Raw genomic sequence first — 844 nt, 5'->3', positions numbered from 1 at the left:
TGCATAACCCCGACCGGGTACTGATCGGCGGGGAGCACCCCGAGGCGGTGGAGGCCCTGGTGGGCATCTACGGGCGCTGGGTCGACCGCAGCCGGATCCTGACGACCAACCTGTGGTCCTCGGAGCTGTCCAAGCTGACGGCCAATGCGTTCCTGGCCCAGCGGGTATCCTCGATCAATGCCATCTCCGAGCTGTGCGAGAAGACGGGTGCCAACGTGGACGAGGTGGCCCGTGCCATCGGTACCGACAGCCGCATCGGCCCGAAGTTCCTGAAGGCCTCGGTGGGCTTCGGCGGTTCGTGCTTCCAGAAGGACATCCTCAACCTGGTGTATATTGCCCGGAGCTACGGGCTGCAGGAGGTGGCCGACTACTGGGAGCAGGTGATCATCATGAACGACCACCAGAAACGGCGCTTTGCCGACAACATCGTACAGACATTATACAACACCGTTTCGGGCAAGAAGATCGTGTTCTACGGCTGGGCATTCAAGAAGGATACCAACGACACACGGGAGTCGGCGGCCATTTACGTGGCGGACGCCCTGCTGGCCGAGGAGGCCGAGATTACCGTGTATGACCCGAAGGTTCCGGCCGGACAGGTGTACAGGGACCTGGATTACCTGGGCACGCGCAGCCCGGAGGAGAACCGCCGGCTGGTCACGGTGGTCGGCGACCCCTACGAAGCTGCCGGCGATGCCCATGCCATTGCCGTGCTCACCGAATGGGATGAATTCAGAACCTGCGACTGGAAACGGATCAGGGAACACATGATGAAACCCGCTTTCGTGTTCGATGGAAGGAAAATCCTCGCAGCAAATAAACTTGACCAAATCGGATTCCAGTA

Annotated in this window: 1 protein-coding gene; it reads left to right on the top strand. The window is 60.5% G+C overall.

Translation table 11 applies throughout. The features are described 5' to 3' along the window. Nucleotides 1-844 (top strand): nucleotide sugar dehydrogenase (locus NEV57_RS15660; protein ID WP_257659290.1); only part of this gene is annotated, 844 nt, incomplete at both ends.

Origin of the sequence: Parapedobacter lycopersici, from assembly GCF_024643285.1 — a bacterium.
GTDB lineage: Bacteria > Bacteroidota > Bacteroidia > Sphingobacteriales > Sphingobacteriaceae > Parapedobacter > Parapedobacter lycopersici.
This window is presented reverse-complemented; position numbering and strand designations above follow the sequence as displayed.